At 71.9% G+C, this 16,949-nt stretch carries 16 protein-coding genes; 9 read left to right on the forward strand and 7 right to left on the reverse strand.

Features of this window, described 5'->3' with window-relative positions; all coding sequences use genetic code 11:
- Window positions 1–7: 7 nt before the first annotated feature.
- A complete protein-coding gene (locus ACFWYM_RS36825; protein ID WP_384847211.1) occupies window positions 8–445 on the forward strand; it encodes a hypothetical protein in 438 nt (145 codons plus the stop codon).
- A gap of 91 nt (window positions 446–536) precedes the next feature.
- Here the strand turns inward: ACFWYM_RS36825 and ACFWYM_RS36830 are convergent, their stop codons facing one another.
- Window positions 537–1,280: a transporter substrate-binding domain-containing protein gene (locus ACFWYM_RS36830; RefSeq protein ID WP_384847212.1), complete on the reverse strand. Its 744-nt coding sequence runs from the start codon at window positions 1,278–1,280 to the stop codon at window positions 537–539.
- Window positions 1,281–1,404: 124 nt separating this feature from the next.
- On the opposite strand from ACFWYM_RS36830, the gene ACFWYM_RS36835 reads away from it, so the two are divergent.
- The 3 genes from ACFWYM_RS36835 to ACFWYM_RS36845 all read left to right on the forward strand — a co-directional run bounded on the left by ACFWYM_RS36835 (window position 1,405) and on the right by ACFWYM_RS36845 (window position 3,552).
- Complete coding sequence (locus tag ACFWYM_RS36835) at window positions 1,405–2,325, forward strand: TIGR03619 family F420-dependent LLM class oxidoreductase (RefSeq protein WP_384847214.1); 921 nt, start codon at window positions 1,405–1,407, stop codon at window positions 2,323–2,325.
- A gap of 79 nt (window positions 2,326–2,404) precedes the next feature.
- Window positions 2,405–3,049 carry a hypothetical protein gene (locus ACFWYM_RS36840; protein ID WP_384847216.1) on the forward strand — a complete coding sequence of 215 codons (645 nt, stop codon included), beginning with the start codon at window positions 2,405–2,407 and terminating at the stop codon, window positions 3,047–3,049.
- A 44-nt stretch (window positions 3,050–3,093) separates the two neighbouring features.
- Entirely contained in the window at window positions 3,094–3,552 is a 459-nt protein-coding gene (locus ACFWYM_RS36845; protein ID WP_384847218.1) for an acyl-CoA thioesterase, read from the forward strand.
- Between the two features lie 30 nt (window positions 3,553–3,582).
- Here the strand turns inward: ACFWYM_RS36845 and ACFWYM_RS36850 are convergent, their stop codons facing one another.
- Window positions 3,583–4,245: a DUF4097 family beta strand repeat-containing protein gene (locus ACFWYM_RS36850; RefSeq protein ID WP_384847220.1), complete on the reverse strand. Its 663-nt coding sequence runs from the start codon at window positions 4,243–4,245 to the stop codon at window positions 3,583–3,585.
- A gap of 197 nt (window positions 4,246–4,442) precedes the next feature.
- Here ACFWYM_RS36850 and ACFWYM_RS36855 point away from each other — a divergent pair, with 197 nt between their 5' ends.
- Window positions 4,443–5,414 carry an NAD-dependent epimerase/dehydratase family protein gene (locus ACFWYM_RS36855; protein WP_384847222.1) on the forward strand — a complete coding sequence of 324 codons (972 nt, stop codon included), beginning with the start codon at window positions 4,443–4,445 and terminating at the stop codon, window positions 5,412–5,414.
- 3 nt (window positions 5,415–5,417) lie between these two features.
- Here ACFWYM_RS36855 and ACFWYM_RS36860 read toward each other — a convergent pair whose 3' ends face one another.
- Together ACFWYM_RS36860 and ACFWYM_RS36865 are read right to left on the reverse strand one after the other, a co-directional pair.
- Window positions 5,418–7,289 (reverse strand): alpha-L-fucosidase, encoded by a 1,872-nt coding sequence (locus ACFWYM_RS36860; protein WP_384847224.1) that lies wholly within the window; start codon window positions 7,287–7,289, stop codon window positions 5,418–5,420.
- Window positions 7,290–7,467: 178 nt separating this feature from the next.
- A complete protein-coding gene (locus tag ACFWYM_RS36865; RefSeq protein WP_384847226.1) occupies window positions 7,468–8,322 on the reverse strand; it encodes an NAD(P)H-binding protein in 855 nt (284 codons plus the stop codon).
- Between the two features lie 106 nt (window positions 8,323–8,428).
- On the opposite strand from ACFWYM_RS36865, the gene ACFWYM_RS36870 reads away from it, so the two are divergent.
- The 4 genes from ACFWYM_RS36870 to ACFWYM_RS36885 all read left to right on the forward strand — a co-directional run bounded on the left by ACFWYM_RS36870 (window position 8,429) and on the right by ACFWYM_RS36885 (window position 13,601).
- Window positions 8,429–9,370: a helix-turn-helix domain-containing protein gene (locus ACFWYM_RS36870; protein ID WP_384847228.1), complete on the forward strand. Its 942-nt coding sequence runs from the start codon at window positions 8,429–8,431 to the stop codon at window positions 9,368–9,370.
- A 270-nt stretch (window positions 9,371–9,640) separates the two neighbouring features.
- Complete coding sequence (locus tag ACFWYM_RS36875; RefSeq protein ID WP_384847230.1) at window positions 9,641–11,884, forward strand: alpha-N-acetylglucosaminidase; 2,244 nt, start codon at window positions 9,641–9,643, stop codon at window positions 11,882–11,884.
- A gap of 205 nt (window positions 11,885–12,089) precedes the next feature.
- The gene (locus tag ACFWYM_RS36880) at window positions 12,090–12,656 is read left to right on the forward strand and encodes an NADPH-dependent FMN reductase (RefSeq protein WP_384847232.1); all 567 of its coding nucleotides are present in this window, start codon (window positions 12,090–12,092) and stop codon (window positions 12,654–12,656) included.
- On the forward strand, window positions 12,657–13,601 hold the full coding sequence (locus ACFWYM_RS36885) for an alpha/beta hydrolase (RefSeq protein WP_384847234.1): 945 nt from the start codon (window positions 12,657–12,659) through the stop codon (window positions 13,599–13,601).
- Here the strand turns inward: ACFWYM_RS36885 and ACFWYM_RS36890 are convergent.
- From ACFWYM_RS36890 to ACFWYM_RS36900, 3 genes are all read right to left on the reverse strand, one after another.
- On the reverse strand, window positions 13,588–14,877 hold the full coding sequence (locus ACFWYM_RS36890; RefSeq protein WP_384847235.1) for an amino acid permease: 1,290 nt from the start codon (window positions 14,875–14,877) through the stop codon (window positions 13,588–13,590). The two genes, ACFWYM_RS36885 and ACFWYM_RS36890, sit on opposite strands and share 14 nt — an antisense overlap.
- A 246-nt stretch (window positions 14,878–15,123) precedes the next feature.
- On the reverse strand, window positions 15,124–15,813 hold the full coding sequence (locus ACFWYM_RS36895; RefSeq protein WP_384847237.1) for a TetR/AcrR family transcriptional regulator: 690 nt from the start codon (window positions 15,811–15,813) through the stop codon (window positions 15,124–15,126).
- A gap of 117 nt (window positions 15,814–15,930) precedes the next feature.
- The gene (locus ACFWYM_RS36900; RefSeq protein WP_384847239.1) at window positions 15,931–16,578 is read right to left on the reverse strand and encodes a DUF4360 domain-containing protein; all 648 of its coding nucleotides are present in this window, start codon (window positions 16,576–16,578) and stop codon (window positions 15,931–15,933) included.
- Between the last annotated feature and the right edge of the window lie 371 nt (window positions 16,579–16,949).

Genomic DNA, 16,949 nt, shown 5'->3' on the forward strand with positions numbered 1-16,949 from the left:
GACAGAGATGTCCGCGATATCCAAATGGTCCGAACGCCACGCCTTGAAGCTGCCCTGGATCATCGTCCTCGGCGGCGCCGCATCGGTATTCACCGGAGACCACCTGTGGCGCTGGGCCGCCTCCCTGGGCCCGGGCGCGGCCGCCGCCTTCGGCGCGTTCTGCGGCAGCGCGGCGGTCTGCGTCTGGACCCTGGCCGCCGCCACCTTCGAGCGCCGCCAGTGGCTGCGCCTCTCGGGCACGGTGGCCGTGGGCGTGGTCGCGTTCCTGGCCCTGGCCTGCTTGATCCCGGGCCGCCGCCGCCTCACCGGCTCCCTCGCCCTGCCGGACGACCAGCGCATGTGGGTGGAGGAGCACCCTTCGGTGTGGTGGGCGATCGGGGGCGGCGTCGCGTTCGGGGCACTGGCGCTCTGGCAGGCGAAGCGATCGGCGAGGCCACCCCGCTGATCACTCCATGTAAGGTCCCGTCTCCCTCGGCCTGGGACATGTGGCCGTCGTCGCCGGGGCGTTCTGAGGTTTCCCTCGGACCGGCAGGCGCTCAGTCCGTCGCGGGCGGCGCCACCAGCCCATCGTCCTGCCCCGCCCGCCGCAGCGACTCCGCCACGAAGCCGCTGCCCTTCAGCTCCTCGACCACCTCGGCGAGGAACCGCACCGTCTCGGGCCGCCGCCCCTTCGTCGTCCCCACCGCCTGCCGGATCTGCATGAACCGGTCCTCGATCAGCCGGACTTCGGGGTGCGCGGCGACGTACGCGGTCATCGGCTGCCGGATGCCCGCGCCCGCCTCGAGGCCCTCCTCGCGGAACGTGTCGACGCCCTCCGCGCCCCGTACGACGGTCGCGTGCCGCAGGGTCCGGGTGAGGAACAGGTCGTAGGCCGACCCCTTCTTGACGCCGATGCGGACGCCGTCCCGGTCGACGTCGGCGGCCTCGGTGAAGTCCGCGTCCTGGGGCACCACATAGACGCCCTCGATGACGACGTACGGCGCCGTGAAGGCGACCTCGGCCTCCCGTGCGGGCTCCACGGCCAGGAAGCACAGGTCGGCGCGGCCCGTCGCCATCGCCTCGTACGAGGCCCGCGCCGCGTCGAAGCAGAGGAACTCCACGGGAAGCCCGAGCCGGGCGCCGACCTCGCGCGCGATGTCGACCGTGATGCCGCCGGGCGCCTCCGGGGTGCCCTGGGCGAGGACCGGGTTGCCAAGGTTGATGGAGGCACGCAGCACGCCGGTGGGCGCGAGGTCCTCGGCGACGGCGGGGCTCGGGGCGGCGGCGGTCGGGTTGGTCATGTGCCGGAGTGTAGGTCCGTACGGGATCAAGCGCCCGAATCCGGACCCGTACGTGATCAAGCGCACTCCGCCCCAAGAGAGTTCCGGTTTCACGTGCCGCCGGGACTGCGAAAGACTCGTGATCATGCGATACGGCGTGAACCTTCTCAACTTCGGCCCCGGCACCACCCCCGACTCCCTCGTCCGGCAGGCGGCCGACGCCCGCGCGCTCGGCTTCCGCTTCGCGATGATCTCCGACCACATCGCGGTCACCCCCGATGTGCACGAGGTCTACCCCGCCCCGTTCTACGACCAGTTCGTGCTCGCCGCCCACCTCGCGGGCCGCGTCCCCGGCCTCCAGCTCGGCACCACGATCACCGTCATCCCCTACCGCCACCCTCTCCAGACGGCCCGCCTCGCCGCCAACATCGACCGCCTCAACGACGCCGGGTTCATCCTCGGCGCGGGGGTGGGCTGGTCGCGCGCCGAGTACGAGGTCCTCGGAGTGCCCTTCGAGGAGCGCGGCGCGATCACGGACGAGTATCTGACCGCGATCCGGGCGGCGTTCAGCGAGGAGCAGGTCTCCTTCCAGGGCCGCTACGTCTCGTACGAGGGCGTGCACACCACCCCCACCCCCGCGACCCGCCCCCGGCTTCCCGTCTGGGTGGGCGGCAACTCGCCCGCCGCCCAGCGCAGGGCGGCCCGGCTCGGCGAGGGCTGGCACCCGTTCATGCCGACCCTCGACGCGCTGCGCACCGCGCTCCCTCGGATCGCGGCCGAGGCGGAGGCGGCGGGCCGCCCGGCGCCGGAGCTGGTGCCCCGCCTCCAGATCCGCCTCACCGAGGGCTCCGCGACCCCCGACACCGCCGACCGCCCGCTGGGCCACGGCAGCGTCGACCAGCTCCGCCGCGACCTGACCACCCTCGCCGAACTGGGCACGACCCACGTCCTGTTCGACACCTACCCGGGCTCCCCCGGCGAGCGGGGCAGCGCGGCGGACGACCTGCGCGTGCTTGAGCTGCTGGCCGAGAAGGTGGTGGACGTGGAGAGCGGAGAGGTGCGCTGAGCCGGGACGTGCGCTGAGCGCGCCTCCGGTCGGCCACCTCGGACGGCGATTGTCAGTGGGGCGGGGCACCATCGGTGTCATGGGGAAACCGACGACGGCGGCACAGCGCCGCATCATCGAGGCCGCGGACCCGGAGACGGGCCGTCTGACGGGAAGCGAGGCCCAACTCGCGGGCCTGGTGCGGCTGCGCCTCGCGTTCCGGCATCCCCGGCCGCCGCATGCGTACTTCCTGACGCCTGCGGGCCATCGCATACGGGAGGGAGAACCGGACCCGGCACCGGCACCCCGTCCCCCGGCGGCGGACAGCTCGGCCTTCGCGGCCCGCACCGGGACGGAGCAGACCGTCCCGGCGACCACCGGGCCTGCCCGGGCCCGGGAGGTGCGCAGCGCCTGGGAGGGCCTGATCGAGCTGCGCCGTATGACGAACCCGGACGGGTCGCGGGAGCGCCCGTGCGGCTGGGAGCGCTCGCATCTCGTACAGGCCGCGGCCCTCGCCCTGGAGTCGGCGGGCTGCCACCCCGCAGGCCCCTCCGAAGAGGGCTACCGGGTGGAGAGTTCGGCCCAGCCGGAGGCGGTCACGGTGCGGGCGCCGGGACCGGAGGCGCTGCGGGGCTGCGCGGCAGCGCTGGAGGGGGCGGGCTGGCAGGTGAGCGAGCATGCGGAGCCGCGGGCGCGGGGTTCGCAGGGTGCGCGCTGTCTGCTGGCGTCTCCGCGCCGTACGTGACCCCGAACCGACCACGAAGAACTGCCAACGTCGAAAGGACCCCTGTGACCGACCGCACCGAGCCGACCGAACTGACCGAGCCGGCCGAACCGTTCGCCACCCGCATCACCGTCCGCGGCTACGAGACGGACTCGCAGGGCCACCTCAACCAGGCCGTCTATCTCCAGTACGCCGAGCACGCCCGCTGGGAGGCGATGCGCGCGGCCGGGATCCGGCAGACCGACCTGCTCGACAAGGGCGTCGGCCCGGTCGCGTTGGAGACGACGGTCCGCTATCTGCGGGAGCTGCGCGCGGGCGACGAGGTGGAGGTGACGTGCCGGTTCGTCTGGGGTGACGGCAAGTCGTTCCGCATCGAGCAGACCATCCGCAAGGCGGACGGCACGACGGCGGCCACGGTGAGCGGGGTCGGCGCCCTCCTGGACCTCAAGGAGCGCCGCACCGTGACCGACCCCAAGTCGTACTTCCGCGCGCTCGCGTCGGACCTCGGCATCTTCGGCCTCTGACTCCGCTGACTCCGCTGACTCCGAGGGTGCTCAGAGGCTGTGGGCGGCGATGTCGCCGTGGGCGGTCGTGGCGTGGATGTCGAGTGCGGGGGCGCCGTCGTTCTTGAGGGCGTTGCTGACGCGGCCGTAGCCGGTGGTGGCGGAGAGCGCGGCGGAGACCCCGGCGGCGGCGCCGATCGAGATGTCGCCGGAGCCGGTGGTGAGGCTGACGGTGCCGCGAGCGGCTTCGGTGACGTGGATGTCGCCGCGTGCGGTGCTGATCTGGGCGGGGCCGCGCAGCCGGCCGACCTTGACGTCGCCGTCGGTGACGACGAGGCGGAGGCTCTCGGCGTCCTCGACCGTGAACTGTCGCTGTGCGCCGTCGACGGTGACGTCACCGAGTCGTCCGGTGCCGTGGAAGTCGGCGCCGCCCGACCTCGCCTCGACCCGGGAGCCGACGGGCAGGTGCACGGTCACCTCGACCGAACCGGAGGGGCCGAGGATCTGCTTCTTCGTACGGGACTCGATGCGCAGGACCCCGTCGGCGCAGGCGATCTCGGTGCGCTCCGCCGCCTGCACGTCGCGGCTGTTCGCGGGGTCGGCGGGGCGGACCTCGACCGTGGTGTCGGCGCGGTCGGCGGCGATGAACCGAATGTGCCCCGCGGGGATCTCCAGGACGGCCGAGACGGGGGCGGGGGTGTCGAACGTCAGCATCGTGCGCTCCTACCTGTAACTGCTGCCTGCTCCTGTGGTCCGCGGACTCCTGCGGTCCGCGAACAAGAAGGACGCTAGAGGCGTTGCCACGGCCTTGGCATGCTGCTTGAGCAGGATTCGGGGCGGGACATCCGGCTCGACGTGCTGCGCGACCGCGTGCTGCGCCGCCTGCCGCCACCCCCTACTAAGGTCACCCCATGCGCGTACTCGTACTGGGCGGCACCGCCTTCATCGGCCGGGCCATCGTGGAAGAGCTGCTGCGGAGCGGCGCCGACGTGACCCTCTTCGGGCGCGGGAAGACAGGGACCGGGCTCTTCCCTCAGCTCACCCGGCTCATCGGGGACCGGGACAGCGGCGACTACGAGCCCCTTCGGCACGGCACGTGGGACGCCGTCGTCGACGTGAGCGGCTATCTGCCCCGGCACGTGGCGCAGTCCATGCGCGCGCTGAGCGGGGCCGGACGCGTCGGCCGGTATCTGTTCATCTCCAGCCACGCCGTGTACCGCCAGGACGGACTCGCCCCCGGATCCGACGAGGACACCCCGCGCCGCACCCCCGTCCGCGACACCGAGGTCCTGGACGGCTCCACCTACGGCGCCTTCAAGGTGGCCTGCGAGGACGACGTGCTCGGGCGGTACGGGGACCGGGCCACCATCGTGCGGGCGGGCAAGGTCGCCGGGCCGCACGACCCGTCCGACACCTTCACCTACTGGGTGCGGCGGGCCGCGCGGGGCGGGCGGATCGCGCTGCCCGCCGACCCGGCCCAGCCGGTCCAGGTCATCGACGTACGGGATCTCGCCCGGCTCGTCGTGCGCCTGCTCGACGACGACCGGGGCGGCGCGTTCCAGGCCGTCGGGCCCGCCGAGCCCGTCACACTCGGCGGGCTCATCGAGACCTGTGCGCGGGTGGCCGGATCGGACATCGAGATCGTGCCCGTCGACGTCGACCCCGCCGACCTGCCGCCCCTCTTCCCCCTCGTACGGCCCAACTGGGCCACCCAGCAGCGGAGTTCGGAGCGGGCGCGGGCGGCCGGAATGCCCGCGACCCCGCTCCACGTGACCGCCGCCGACGTCCTGTCCTGGGACCGCGAGCGGGGCGAGCCGCCGCTCAGCAAGGGGTTCACACCCGAGCAGGAGCAGGTCCTGCTCGACGGGCACCGGCGCAGCTGAGAGTCAGTCCGCGTACAACTGCGCCCGCGGCACCACCTGTTGCTCCTGCCCGGGGCTCGACCACAGCAGCTTCATATGGGCCTCGCCCGTCTGTTCCGCGTACTCCACCTTGATCGCGTGGCGCTTGCCCGCCGTGAGGGCGATCTGGGCCTTGTCGGTCTTCGGCTCGTGCGGGGACCAGGAGTCGATGACGAGTTTGCCGTCGATCCAGACGCGGGCCATGTCGTCGGAGACCGTCGTGAGCGTGTAGGTCTCCGTGCGGCGCGGCACGATCGAGCCGGTCCAGCGGATGCTGAACCTGTCGGACGGTATGGACGCGTCCGGTGAACCGGCGAACTTCCAGGCGTGGTTGACCGTCGGGTCGGTGCGGGTGACCTTCGGGGTGCCGCTCAGGTCCGCGTTGTCGAAGATCTGCTGCTTGAGGCCCTTGCCGCGGCCCGCCGGTGCCGTCGCGCCCGGGTCCACCGTCAGCTCGACGACCGTCGCCGTGTCGTTGGTGGCCGCGCCGGACGGCGTCACGTCGTAGCCGTCTCCGGACTTCGCCACCGTGACCTTCTGGTCGCTGCCCAGCACCCGCGCCGACTTCACGGCGAACGACGGCGTACGGGACTTCAGGTGCAGCGAGCCGCCCGCCGCGGGCCACTTCGTGACCGCCGCGTACAGCTTGTCGCCCTTCCTGCTCACCGAGCCCCAGTCCGGCTCCTCGACGAGGCCGCCGTAGCGCGCGCCGAAGACCGCGTCGCCCTGGCCCGCCGTGCGCAGCCAGTCGCCCATCTGCCGCAGCCGGTCGACGGACGGGGTGGGGATGCGGCCCCGGGAGTCCGGCCCGACGTTGAGGAGATAGTTGCCGCTGCGTGACGTCGTCGAGAGGAGGTTGCGCGTCAGCGTCGTCGCCGACTTCCAGTTCTGGTCGTAGCGCGCGAAGCCCCAGTGGTCGTTCAGCGTCATGCAGGACTCCCACAGCTGGCCGTCCACCGGCGCTCCGGGGATCTCCTGCTCGGGGGTGCCGTAGTCGCCGTCGGTGACCCGGCGCTTGCCGACGCGGTTGTTGATGACCAGGTCCGGGTCGAGGCCGCGCAGATACGACTCGAGGCGCTCGCCGTCCTTCGACGTCCACGGGTTGTGCGGGTTCTCCGTGTCCCACTCGCCGTCGAACCAGAGCAGCGCCGGGTCGTAGGTGTCGATCAGCTCCTTCAGCTGCGCGTACATGCGCTTCTCGTACTTCGGGAAGGTCGCCGGGTCGGCGAAGTCCGGGTCGTGCCAGTCCCAGATCGAGTAGTAGAAGCCGAGCTTGATGCCCGCCTCGTCGGCGGCCTTCTTCAGCTCGGCGAGGATGTCGCGGTTCTTGTCGAAGGCGGAGTGGTCGCGGAGGTTCCAGCCGTTCACCTTCGTCGGCCACATCGCGTAGCCCTCATGGTGCTTGGAGGTGATCACGATGTACTTCATCCCGGCGTCCTTGGCCGCCTTCACGACGGCCTTCGCGTCGAAGTCGGCCGGGTTGAAGGCGGCGGCCTGCTTCTCGTACTCGGCCATGGGGATGTTGCACTCGCGCCTGATCCACTCGGCGTTGCGGCACACCGAGCCGTCCGGGCGCTTGTATTCGCCCTCCAGGTTCGAGTACGCGCCGAAGTGGATGAACATCCCGAAGCGGTCCTGGCGGAACCAGTTGGTGCGATCGGCCGTGAAGGGGTCGTCCTTCGCGTAGTCGGTGCCGGGGCCCGCGGCCCGGGGGCGGGGTTGGGGTGCGGCTCCGGCTGCGGTCGCGGTCGCAGCGGGGACTGCGGTGCTCAGTAGCGCCGCCGCGAGCAGGAAGCTGAACCCGGTGACTCTTCGGCGGACGACTCGGCGGCTTGCACGTGCGGGTGTTGCGCGCATGGGGCGGCTCCCGAGGTTGTGGGGTCGCTCGGGAACGTAGGGACGAATACATCCGATGTCAACGGGGCCAACTCGCCGACTTCGACAGCAAGTTGGCCCCGTCCTTCAACATCCGTCCGATGACTACTCGCCAGCTGCCCTCTGGCTGCCCGCCGGCTGCCCGCCGACCGCCCGTCGGCTAGCGGAAAGCCTCCACGTGGTCGTCCACCCAGTCCCCGTACGTACGGGGCCTTCGGCCGAGGATCTCCGCGACCTCCTCCGTGAGCCGGAGGTTGCCGCCCGCACGGATGAACGCCATGCCCTGTTGGACATCCCGGGCGTACTCGGGCTCCATGCCCGCACCGGTCAACTGCCCGAAGACCGCGTCCGCCGGCACCTCCACGGTCTCGACGGGCCGCCCGAGCGCCGACGCGAGCGTGGCCGCCTGATCGACCGCGCTGATCGCCTCGGGCCCCGTCAGGGTGAGCACCCGGCCCGAGTGCCGTGCGGAGAGGAGCGTCTCGGCGGCGACCTCAGCGACATCGCGCGGGTCGACGACGCCTTGGCGGCCCCCGCCCGTGAAGTTCGGGACGGGGGTGCCGGAGCGGATCGGCTCGGCCCACTGGAGGGTGTTCGAGGCGAAGGCGGAGGGGCGCAGGACGGCCCACTCCAGACCGCTGTCCCGGACGGCCTCCTCCCCCGGCAGATGCCGCGTCCCGACCGCACCGAGCCTCGCGTCCCCGGTGCCGATCGCCGAGAGCTTCACCACGCGCCGCACCCCGGCCGCCCGCGCGGCGGCGACGAGAGGGAGGTCGCGGTCGCGGTACCGGGGACCCAACACCCCTATCAGGAAGGCGGATTCGGCTCCGTCGAAGGCGGCCTTGAGGGAGTCGCCGTCGTCATAGTCCCCCGCCGTGATCTCGACGCCGGACGGAAGGAGGGCCTCGGCCCGCGCCGGATCGCGGGTGAAGGCGCGGACCTGTTCGCCGCGCTCGGTGAGGTGGCGGACGAGTGCGCTGCCGATGGTGCCGGTGGCACCGGTGATCAGAATCATGCGCTCAACGGTGGTGCGGGCGACGGCGGTTCGCTAGGAAGAACCGGCACGGATCGGTACGGTCGCCGGGCCCCGCCCGCCCGGCAGGGCGCGTTAGCGTGGAGCGGTGACCAGCGACGCCCTCGGCCGCATCGGCACCCATGGCCGCATCGGCACCCATCGCCACATCGGGGCCCACGGCCGCATCGGCATCCTCGGTACCCCCTGGCAGGCCGTACCGCCGCTGGCGGCGCTCGCTCCCTGGGTCACCGACATCGGGGCCACTTCCCTGGACGTGGAGCGGGGCACGGGCCGGGACTCGTTCATGGGTCATGTGCCGGACTCCGCGACGAAGTTGGTGTTCCGCCTCCCGACGGAGGGGTCCGGGGGCGGCGGCGACTGGCTCGTGCTCGGGCCCCGCACCCGCGCCTCGTACTTCGTCGGAGGCAAGCGGCTGCACGGCTGCCTGCAGCTGCGGATCCGGCCGGGCGCGGCGCGGCCGCTGCTCGGGGTGCCCGCGCGGGACCTGGTGGGGCGGGTCGTGCCGCTGGCTCAGCTGCCGGGTCCCGCGGGGCGCGCGCTGGCGCGGGGCCTTGCGGACACGGAGCCCGAACCCGCGTCCGTACTGCGGTACTTGGCCGAGGAGCTGCCGCGCCGCCTGACTCCCGGCACACCGGCCGAGCGGGCCCGGGACGCAGTGCTGCGCGCGGCCGTGGCGGGGCTCTCGGCGGGAGCGGCATCGGAATCGGGACCGCCACAGGCACGCGTGGCGGAGCTCGCCCACCGACTCGCCGTCAGCGAACGGCAGTTGCGCAACCTCTTCACGGACGCCGTCGGCGTCTCACCGAAGCACCACGCGCGCATCGACCGCGTACGACAGATCCTCCTCCGTGCCCCGCAGGGCAGCACCCCCGACTGGGCCCGCCTCGCCGGGGCCACCGGGTACTACGACCAGTCGCACATGGGGGCGGAGTTCCGGGAGCTGATGGGGGTGGCGCCCACGGCGTACGTGGCGGGGCGGCTGCCCGCGGGGACGCCGTGCCACCGCTCTGACCGGAGGGCGGGGTGAACCCCTCCCCCACCACCCGGAGGCGGCCCTCCGCCCCCACCACCCAGAGGTGACCTTCCTCCCCCCACCAGCGGCCAATTCCGGCCCACCCGGCCCGCACTCCGCCCCTCCCGCCCCCTCCCCCGTTTCGGGACCCCACGGGCGTGGGGAAGCCATTCCCGGCGCCCGGCCAGGAACCATGTACGCGACCGCGCGCGGCCACACCCAGCACGCGCACCACTTGCACACGCCGAACGGACCCGCACCCGAGCCGAACCCGGAGCCCCGAAGATGTCACCCCTGCCCCGCCGCACCTTCCTCAGCGCCCTCGCCGCCACCGCAGCCATCACCTCCGCGTCCGCCTGCTCCCCGACCCCCGCCGACAGCGTCCGGTCGAGACAGAAGGCCGGAGCAGCCGGGGCGACCGGGCCCGCCGAGGCCGCCGCGGCCGCCGCCCGGCGACTGCTGCCCCGCCACCACTCCCAGCTCACCTTCGTCACCGCGCCCCGCAAGCCCGGCCATCAGGACGCCTTCCGTGTGAGCGGCAAGGAGGGCGCCATCACCATCAGCGGCACCACCGCCGCCACCCAACTCACCGGGCTGCACACCTACTTGAAGCACTCCACCGACAGCCACATCTCCTGGGCGGGCGAGCAGCTCGACCTTCCCGAGCAGCTGCCGGCCCCGGCGGGTGGCGCGCCTCTGACCCGCGAGGCGAACACCCCCCACCGCTTCGTCCTCAACGACACGAACGACGGCTACACGGGCGCGTACAACGACTGGACGTACTGGGAGCGCGAGCTCGACGTCCTCGCGCTGCACGGCTACAACGAAGTGCTGATTTACGTCGGTGCCGATGCCCTCTATCACCGGGTGTTCCAGGAGTTCGGGTACGGGGACGAGGAGCTGCGCAAGTGGATCCCGAGCCCGGCCCACCAGCCGTGGTGGCTGCTCCAGAACATGTCCGCCTTCCCATATCCCGTCTCCCGCCAACTCCTGGACAAGCGCGCCGAGTTGGGGCGGCGCATCGCCGACCGGGTGCGCCAGCTCGGCATGAAGCCGGTCTTCCCCGGCTACTTCGGGACCGTTCCGCCCGGGTTCGCCGGGAAGAACCCGGGAGCGAAGACCGTTCCGCAGGGCGACTGGATGGGGCTCGCCCGTCCCGACTGGCTGGATCCGCGCACCGAGCACTTCGCGCGCGTGGCCGCCGCCTTCTACCGCACGCAGGACGACATGTTCGGCGCGTCGACCCTCTACAAGATGGACCTGCTGCACGAGGGCGGCAGCGCGGGCGACGTGCCCGTAGGGGCCGCCGCGAAGGGCGTCGAGAAGGCACTGCAGGCGGCGCATCCCGGTGCCGTCTGGGTCATCCTGGGCTGGCAGAAGAACCCGCCGAAGGCCATCGTCGACGCCGTCGACAAATCCCGCATGCTCGTCGTGGACGGGATCTCCGACCGCTTCCCCACCATCACGGACCGCGAGAAGGACTGGAACAACACCCCGTACACCTTCGGCTCCATCTGGAACTTCGGCGGCCACACCGCACTCGGCGCCAACACCCCGGACTGGGCCGCGCTCTACGAGAAGTGGCGCACCAAGTCCGGCAGCAAGCTGCGCGGCGTCTGTCTGATGCCGGAGGCCGCCGACAACAACCCCGCCGCCTTCGAGCTCTTCTCCGAACTGGCCTGGCGGGAGGGGAGCCTGGACCTCGCCGCCTGGTTCAAGGAGTGGTCCGTCGTGCGGTACGGGGGCGCGGACCGGCACGCGGCCGCCGCCTGGGACGTGCTGCGCCGCACCGCCTACGGCACCACCCGCGCCGACTCCTGGGCGGAGGGCGCCGAGGGCCTGTACGGGGCGCGGCCCTCGCTGACCGCGAAGAAGGCCGCGTCCTGGTCGCCGGAGGCCATGCGCTACAAGCCCGCGGACTTTGAGCCCGCGCTCGGCCATCTCCTCGAAGTGGCCGAGAAGTTGAGGGGGTCGTCCGCGTACCGGCGCGACCTGCTCGACGTCGCACGGCAGGCGCTCTCCAACCGCAGCCGCGTCCTCCTCCCGCAGATCAAGAAGGCGTACGACGCCAAGGACAAGGCCGCCTTCGACCGCCTCACCCGCGTCTGGCTCGGCCACATCGACCTGCTCGACCGGCTCGTGGCCACCGACTCCGGCCATCTGCTGGGCAGTTGGGTCGCGCAGGCCCGCGCGTGGGGCGCCGACGCGAAGGAGCAGGACGAGCTCGCGTACGACCAGCTCTCGCTGGTCACCGTGTGGGGCAACCGCGCGGGCGCCGAGGGCGGGCTGCACGACTACGCCAACCGGGAGTGGGCGGGCCTGGTCGGCGGGCTCTACCGGCTGCGCTGGGCCACGTACTTCAAGGAGTTGAAGGCGGCGCTCGACGAGGGGCGCGCGCCCAAGAAGATCGACTGGTTCGCGCTGGAGGACCGCTGGATCCGCAAGCCGGGCCAGCTGGCGACGAGCCCCACCGGGGACACGTACCGGCTCGCCGTCGAGGTGCGGGACCGCCTGAACGCGACGCGCTAGCACGCCACTTGGCAGCCGATGGGCGGGCCTCTCCCGGCGCAGCGGGAGAGGCCCGCCGTCTGTGGAGTCTCACCCTCCGCAAGAAAACTGAACAGTTCAGTTGACCTCAGAAAACTGAACCGTATAGTTTTCACTGCGTCGGGGGGGCGGCGGTCGAGCCACTCCCGAACAGCCCCGATCCGCCCACCACTCCTAGGAGTTCACGATGAGCGCCCTCACGTTCCTTGCCATCTCCGGCAGCCTGCGCGAGTCCTCGCACAACACGGCCCTGCTGCGCGCCGCGGCCAAGCACGCCCCGGGCGACGTCGAGATCGAGCTCTACGACGGCCTGCGCGACATCCCGCCCTACGACCAGGACCAGGACGCCCCCGGCAGCCGCCCCGCCGCCGTCGAGGAGCTGCGCCGCCGGATCACCGAGGCCGACGGAGTCCTCATCGCCACCCCGGAGTTCAACTACTCCATACCGGGCGTCCTCAAGAACGCCATCGACTGGGTCAGCACCGACTGGACCCGCGAGGAGGGGCTGCCGCTGCTCCGCAAGCCCGTCGCCATCCTGGGCGCCGCCCCCACCAACTTCGGTTCCGTGCGCGCCCAGTTGGCGCTGCGCCAGGTCTTCGTCTGGACGAACTCGGACCTCGTCGTCAAGCCCGAGGTGATCGTCTTCCGTTCGCACGAGCGCTTCGACGACGCGGGCAACCTCACCGACGAGACCACCATCGGCCTGGTCCAGGAGCTCGTCGCGGCCCTCGTCGAGAAGGCCCGGGGCAACTGAGTGTCCACCCCGATCGAGCGTGCCTTCGCGGCACATGAGGCCGTCCGGATCCGGCCCCTCACCCCGAGCGGGCCGGACAGCGTCGAGAGCCAGCGGCGGACCCTGGAGGAGACGGCGGCCCTGGTCGCGCCGCCCGCCGACGCCGTCTTCGAGAGCGTTCCCGGGCTGCCGGGGCTGCTGACGACCGTCCCGGAGTCCGCGGCGGACCGGGTCGTGCTGCAGCTGCACGGCGGCGGCTACCACGTCGGATCCACCGCCGTGCAGCGCGACCTGACCGCCCGCATCGCCCGCGCGGCCGGGGCCAGGGTGTACGGCATCGACTATCCCCTGGCCCCCGAACACCCCTTCCCCGCCGCGGTCCTCGCGGCCAGGAAGGCGTACGAGTGGCTGCTCGCGCAGGGGTACCCGCCCGAGCGGATCGTCCTCAGCGGCGACTCGGCCGGGGGCGGGCTCGCCCTCGCGACCCTCGTCGGGCTGCGCGACCTCGGGCGGCCGCTGCCGGCCGCGGCCGTCGTGATGTCACCGTGGGTGGACCTGACCACCGGCGGGGAGTCGGTCGAGGGCAGGGCGGAGCGCGACCCCATGATCTCCGTGCCGGGCATCCGGCAGTGGGCCCGCTCCTACCTGGCCGGAACCGACCCCCGCGACCCGCTCGCCTCCCCGCTGTACGCCGATCTGACCGGGCTGCCGCCGCTGCTCGTCCAGGTCGGCACGGAGGAGGTCCTCTTCGACGACGCCACCCGGCTGTATGTGAAGGCGGCGCGGGACGGCGTGGACGCCACCCTCGAAGTCGCCGAGGGGATGCCGCACATCTGGCAGATCTTCGCGGGCTACCTGCCCGAGGCGGCCGCCGCCGTCGAGAGCCTGGGCCGCCACGTGCGCGCCCATGTCCCGGCTGTCCCGGGCGACTTGGGCGTCCCGGAAGCGCCCGTCAGCGCCGCTTGAGCCAGGCGCAGCAGACGAGGACCGCCGCCCAGCCTCCCGTGCAGATCACCTGCGTACGGGAGTCCGGCTCCAGCACCATCATCAGCAGCACGCCGCCGATCGTCAGCAGCGCCAGCCAGGTCAGGTAGGGGAAGAGCCACATCTTCACCACCAGCCGCTCCGGCGCCCGCTGTTCGAGCCGGCGGCGCAGCCGCAGCTGGGACGCGGCGATCAGCAGCCAGACGAGCAGGATCGTCGCGCCCACCGTGTTGAGCAGGAACGGGAAGACCGTGTCCGGCCACGCCGCGCTCAGCAGCACCGACACGAAGCCGAAGGCCGCCGAGGACAGGACGGCGGCCCGCGGCACCCCGCCCGTCACCCGGCCGAGCACGCGGGGCGCGTCGCCGCGCCGCACCAGCGCGTACAGCATCCGCGACGAGCCGTAGATGTTGGCGTTCATCGCCGACAGCAGGGCGATCAGGACGACCGCGTTCATGATGTGCCCGGCGCCGGGAATGCCGAGCGTCTCCAGCGCTCCGGCGTACGGGGCGTTCGTGGCCGGGGAGTTCCAGGGCAGCAGCGTCACGACGACCGCCATGGAGCCGACGTAGAAGACGAAGATCCGCCAGACCACGGAGCGGGCCGCGCGGCCCACCGCCCGCGCCGGGTCGTCGGACTCGGCGGCCGCGATGGTGACGGTCTCCAGGCCCCCGTACGCGAAGACCGCCGCGACGAGCCCGAGCGCCGCACCGTGCCAGCCGTGCGGCAGGAAGCCGCCGTGGCCGGTGAGGTGCGTGGTGCCGGGTGAGCCGGGCGCGCCGGGCAGCAGGCCGAGGACGGCGAGGGCGCCGAGGAGCAGAAAGGCGCAGATCGCCGCTATCTTCAGCCCGGCGAACCAGAATTCGAGATCTCCGAAGCGCCGCACGGCGGCCAGATTGCTGCCCGTGAACAGCGCCATGAACACGGTCATCCAGACCGGCCCGGGTATCTGGGGCAGCCAGCCCGTGACGATGTCGGCGGCCCCGATCGCCTCGGCGGCCACGCTGACGACCAGCAGCGACCAGTAGAGCCAGCCCGCCGTGAGCCCCGCCCAGGGGCCGAGCGCCCGCGCCGCGTACACGGAGAACGACCCCGTGGCGGGCTGTGCGGCGGACATCTCGGCGAGCATCCGCATCACCAGGAGCACGAGCAGGCCCGCGACCACGTACGAGACGATGACCGCCGGACCGGCCGCCCTGATCCCCACGCCCGACCCGACGAACAGCCCGGCACCGATCGCCCCGCCGAGCGCGATCATCGACAGATGGCGCTGCCGGAGTCCGGGCGGCAGTTCGGTGTCGGCGACAGTCGGCGCGGACCGCGGCCCGGCGGCGGACGACGGCGGTGACGGTCTAGACGGTCTAGACGGTCTTGACGGTCTTGACGGTCTTGACGGCGGGGACGGTGAGGTGAGCATCGCTCGGCAGTCCAGGAGTTCGGCGGACGCGGACGCGTATCTCTATCCGCCGCCGCTCACGCCCGCCAAGCCCCCGCCGCGCACGTCTCAGGATGCGGGAGCCCGTCCCGGTGCATACCGGGCCAGAAAGGTGTCGACCCCGGAAGTGATCACCCGGGTCAGCTCCTCGGCGTCGAACTCCGCGTCCGGCCGGAACGTCCTCACCAGCTGCGGGACGCCGAGGCTGACGGCCACCAACTGCTGCACCGCGAGGACCGGATCGGGCACGTCCAGCTCCCCGCGCTCGCCGAGCTCGGTGAACGCGGCGATGAGCGGGCCGTTGTTCATGTCATAGCTGACCCGGTACCAGAGGTCGCCGAGCTGCGGGAAGCGGCCGACCTCGCCGATGCACAGCCGGCGCAGCCGCATGATGTCGTCGCTCAGCAGGATCCGGGCCCACTCGCTGCTCAGCTCGATGAGGGCGGCGCGCAGGTCGGGGGCCTCGGCGATATGGGAGTTGAGCGGCTTGAGGTCCGCGTACGCCTTCGGCAGACAGCCCGCGACGACGGCGAGGAAGAGCCGCTCCTTGTTGCCGAAGTGCTTGTAGACCGTCGCCTTGGAGACGCCCGCGCCGGAGGCGATGGTGTCCACCGAGGCCGCCGCGTACCCCTGGGCGAGGAACTCGTCCGTCGCGGCCGCGACGATGGACTCCCGCTTGCGCTGGGACACGTTCGAGACGGCGGGGACGATCGGGATGCCGAACTCGTCCCGCTCGTCGGCGATGGGGTCGGGGCTCATGCCATCAGACTATACCGTTCAGTTCAGTTGTGGTGACCCCCCTGCGCCTGCCCCCGGCGGCCGGGCCATGAGCCGCCGGAGGCAGACGCCGTCACGCGCGTCAGCACCGCACGCGCGTCACTTCTTCGGGCACTCCTTCCACGCCATGTGGTAGATCGTGCTGATGTCTCCGTCCGTCGAGTCCATGGTCATGAAGCTCGTCTTGGCCGGGTCCGACGTGCCCGCGTCGACGCGGAGTTCGGTGTTGATGTTGAAGTTGCGTTCCTCACCGCAGGGCTTCCACACCAGGTGGGCGTAGTCGGTGGTGTCGGTGGCCTGCCAGTTGTCGTTGAGGGCGCCGGGGAAGTCATGGCTGATGGAGGCCGTGTTCGAGGAGCCCTGGAAGTAGTACGACGCCTTCTCGGTGCCCTTGGCGCCGGGCTGCAGCGAGGCATAGCCCCGGTAGTCGGCGCTCGCGATCGCGTACGTGAAGCCCTGCGGGACGTGCACGATCAGATTGAGCTGGCAGTTCTTGCGGAACGAGACCGGGTCGGAGTTCCCGCCCACCCGCGCGATGTAGCTGCTGTAGGTGACCGTGAAGGCCGTGTTGTCCTCGGAGACCGCGACGGCGGCGGTGTCCTTGGGACAGCCGGAGCCGTTCACGGTGGCGACGTCGATGACGATCTTGTCCGGGGGCGGGTTGTCGAACGAGGACGGACTCTGCGTGGACAGCGGGGTCGTGAGCAGCGCGGCGACCGCACCACTCACCAACAGGGCACCTGCCATGGGAATCTCCCATCCATTCCATTGCATCAGGACCCGGCGCGGCAGCCGGGCATGCGGGGACGCGGGAGCGCAGGGGACGGCGTCCGGGCAGCACGGGGCGCGGCGGGGCGGGGGGTTTGGAGCTGTGCAAGGAGGAACACGGCACCACGGCAGAGGGCACGGCGGCGCCGGTTGGAGCTGAACCGGATGGAGCCGAAGTGGAGCGGAATCACTTGAGCGAGGGGATCGTACGGACCAATGGCGGCCGTCGGTAGGGCGATGTCCGGCCACATCCGGATCCTCAACTTCCTTTGGCCTGGACCGCCTTGACCATCCGGACCGTCTTGACGGGTATACGTCACTCCGGATCTCTGGTAGGAAACCTTCCTAAC

It is taken from the genome of Streptomyces sp. NPDC059009 (genome assembly GCF_042740175.1).
GTDB lineage: Bacteria > Actinomycetota > Actinomycetes > Streptomycetales > Streptomycetaceae > Streptomyces.

What these genes read in the sequence shown, in the direction of transcription:
- ACFWYM_RS36825 (WP_384847211.1), top strand. Translation starts at nt 8, where the DNA reads ATGTCCGCGATATCCAAATGGTCCGAACGCCACGCCTTGAAGCTGCCC.
- ACFWYM_RS36830 (WP_384847212.1), bottom strand. Translation starts at nt 1,280, where the DNA reads ATGACCAACCCGACCGCCGCCGCCCCGAGCCCCGCCGTCGCCGAGGAC.
- ACFWYM_RS36835 (WP_384847214.1), top strand. Translation starts at nt 1,405, where the DNA reads ATGCGATACGGCGTGAACCTTCTCAACTTCGGCCCCGGCACCACCCCC.
- ACFWYM_RS36840 (WP_384847216.1), top strand. Translation starts at nt 2,405, where the DNA reads ATGGGGAAACCGACGACGGCGGCACAGCGCCGCATCATCGAGGCCGCG.
- ACFWYM_RS36850 (WP_384847220.1), bottom strand. Translation starts at nt 4,245, where the DNA reads ATGCTGACGTTCGACACCCCCGCCCCCGTCTCGGCCGTCCTGGAGATC.
- ACFWYM_RS36855 (WP_384847222.1), top strand. Translation starts at nt 4,443, where the DNA reads ATGCGCGTACTCGTACTGGGCGGCACCGCCTTCATCGGCCGGGCCATC.
- ACFWYM_RS36860 (WP_384847224.1), bottom strand. Translation starts at nt 7,289, where the DNA reads ATGCGCGCAACACCCGCACGTGCAAGCCGCCGAGTCGTCCGCCGAAGA.
- ACFWYM_RS36865 (WP_384847226.1), bottom strand. Translation starts at nt 8,322, where the DNA reads ATGATTCTGATCACCGGTGCCACCGGCACCATCGGCAGCGCACTCGTC.
- ACFWYM_RS36875 (WP_384847230.1), top strand. Translation starts at nt 9,641, where the DNA reads ATGTCACCCCTGCCCCGCCGCACCTTCCTCAGCGCCCTCGCCGCCACC.
- ACFWYM_RS36880 (WP_384847232.1), top strand. Translation starts at nt 12,090, where the DNA reads ATGAGCGCCCTCACGTTCCTTGCCATCTCCGGCAGCCTGCGCGAGTCC.
- ACFWYM_RS36890 (WP_384847235.1), bottom strand. Translation starts at nt 14,877, where the DNA reads ATGATCGCGCTCGGCGGGGCGATCGGTGCCGGGCTGTTCGTCGGGTCG.
- ACFWYM_RS36895 (WP_384847237.1), bottom strand. Translation starts at nt 15,813, where the DNA reads ATGAGCCCCGACCCCATCGCCGACGAGCGGGACGAGTTCGGCATCCCG.
- ACFWYM_RS36900 (WP_384847239.1), bottom strand. Translation starts at nt 16,578, where the DNA reads ATGGCAGGTGCCCTGTTGGTGAGTGGTGCGGTCGCCGCGCTGCTCACG.